The sequence below is a fragment of the Ahrensia marina genome (assembly GCF_001293565.1).
Lineage (GTDB): Bacteria > Pseudomonadota > Alphaproteobacteria > Rhizobiales > Rhizobiaceae > Ahrensia > Ahrensia marina.
The window spans coordinates 1-1,975 of sequence record NZ_JXMU01000050.1 but is presented as its reverse complement, the minus strand read 5'-3'; the positions used below and the strand labels follow the sequence as shown (position 1 = coordinate 1,975).

Below are 1,975 nucleotides of genomic sequence, written 5' to 3'. Positions count from 1 at the left end.
GCGATGAATGCCAGATCAATGATCTGCAGCAACCGGCGTTTGGTGATGTTGTTTGATGCTGCGACTTGATCGAACGTCTGCCCAGCTTTTATCGCATCATAGTAGTGATGTGCGCGGGCAATGTTGTCGATCAAAATCTGATCAGGCTCTGCCATCGGTTTATTGCCGATCACCAGCTTGGTTTCGGAACCACGTTTGCGAAGCTGGAACGCAGCATGAAAGGTGCAGACTGCTGGGTTCATTTGATCGGTTGTGACTTCGAACAAGTGAGCGAGAGCATCGGCTTCCAGTTGCACGCTGATTGTTCCGGCAACGATGGTTGCTTGCTTGAGGCTTGAGAGTGTGGAGGCTAATTGCCCGCTTTTAATACTCGCGCTCAGCTCAGCGAGCTTTTGCTGGGCGCACTCAATCTGATCAGCATCCGGGTTTATGAAAAGGTCAGTCACTAGACGCGCTTCAAGATGCTCGGCTATCGATGTGGCAATCTGCTGCTCTAGCGCTTTAGCCGGTAGTCGCCAACCGCCTTTGGTTTTGCTAGTCTTTTGCGTGGCTATCAATCTGTTGGAGACATAGTAGCGATATCTCTTGCCCTGTTTGTTGGCATGGCTGGGTGTCAGATGATCACCTGTTTCATCAAGCAACTTACCGGACAACAGTGATATTGCTTTGCATGATTTGGTTCCCCTTTGTTTAGCAGCACCGCTTTTGAGTTGGGACTGAATCGCTTGCCATCTTTGCGGATCAATGATGGCTTCGTGCTGACCCTCGTGGATTTTGTCCTTATGCCGTATCTTTCCGGCATAGACCGGATTGGTCAGGATGTAATGTACTTGGCTTGATTGGAAGTTTATTGCTTTGCCGCGATTAGCGCCGTGCTTAGCAATGGACTGAAGACCTTGTTGATCTGCGTGTTTTATAACTGCATCAAGCGTTCCATGGCGCTGGTACAGATCATAGATAGCTCTGACCGTGGTTGCTTCTTTTTGATTGATCTTCAGTGTTCTGCCATCCGGTTCATAGCCAAGTGGTACGTTACCGCCCATCCATAGTCCCTTCTTCTTGGATGCGGCGACCTTGTCTCGGATGCGTTCGGCTGTGACCTCTCTTTCAAACTGTGCAAATGATAAAAGCACATTGAGTGTCAGTCTGCCCATGCTTGTGGCTGTGTTGAAGGATTGTGTCACAGAGACAAAACTCGCCTCTGCTGCATCCAGCCGATCAACCAGCTTGGCAAAGTCTGAGAGTGACCGTGTCAGCCGATCAATCTTGTAGACGACGATCTGATCGACCAGTCCGTCATCCACATCACGCATCAATTGCTTGAGACCATCCCTTTCCAGTGTGCCACCAGATATACCGCCATCATCATAATGATTGGGTAATAACACCCAGCCTTCATGCTTCTGGCTGGCTATAAAGGAAGCACAGGCTTCTCTTTGTGCATGCAGAGAGTTGAACTCTTGTTCAAGTCCCCCTTCCGATGACTTCCTTGTATAGATAGCGCATCTGACTTTTTTCATCAGCTTTCCAATCCAAAAAAACGTGGTCCTGACCAGTGGGCACCGGTGATCTTTTTGGCAATCGCACTCAAGGACCGATATGTCTTTCCATCCAGCTGAAAGCCTTTCTCCAGTGCTTCCACCTGATAGGTTCGTCTATTCCATTCACGCACTAGATGAGTCCCTGCCCTGATACTCAGAACAAAGGGTTTGGATGGTTTGAGCGAACGTGTTGGTTTAGTGACTGTAGAGGCCTCGGTATTGGAGTCCGTCTTACCGTCGATCTTAGCGATAACATTTCGCTCTATCTGGCTTCCGCCTTTGATGCTGGTTTGATCGCAGGCATCGGAGGTGATGTTGTCGAGCCGGATTGCCTGATGTGAATTTGGCGCAAGTCCTCCAGCCACGCCTTCCTCCGCACATGGGACTGAGATAGAGGCGGTACGTGCGCGGGCATCAAAGTTTGTATCAGCGTT

2 protein-coding genes are annotated in these 1,975 nt (G+C 49.7%); both read right to left on the bottom strand.

Annotation, left to right across the window (positions count from 1 at the left end):
• Positions 1 to 1,520 (bottom strand): recombinase family protein (locus tag SU32_RS16965; protein WP_054000570.1); only part of this gene is annotated, 1,520 nt, incomplete at its 3' end.
• On the bottom strand, positions 1,520 to 1,975 hold a 456-nt coding region (locus SU32_RS17565), incomplete at its 5' end, for a DUF2924 domain-containing protein (protein ID WP_281175907.1). The genes SU32_RS16965 and SU32_RS17565, both read right to left, overlap by 1 nt.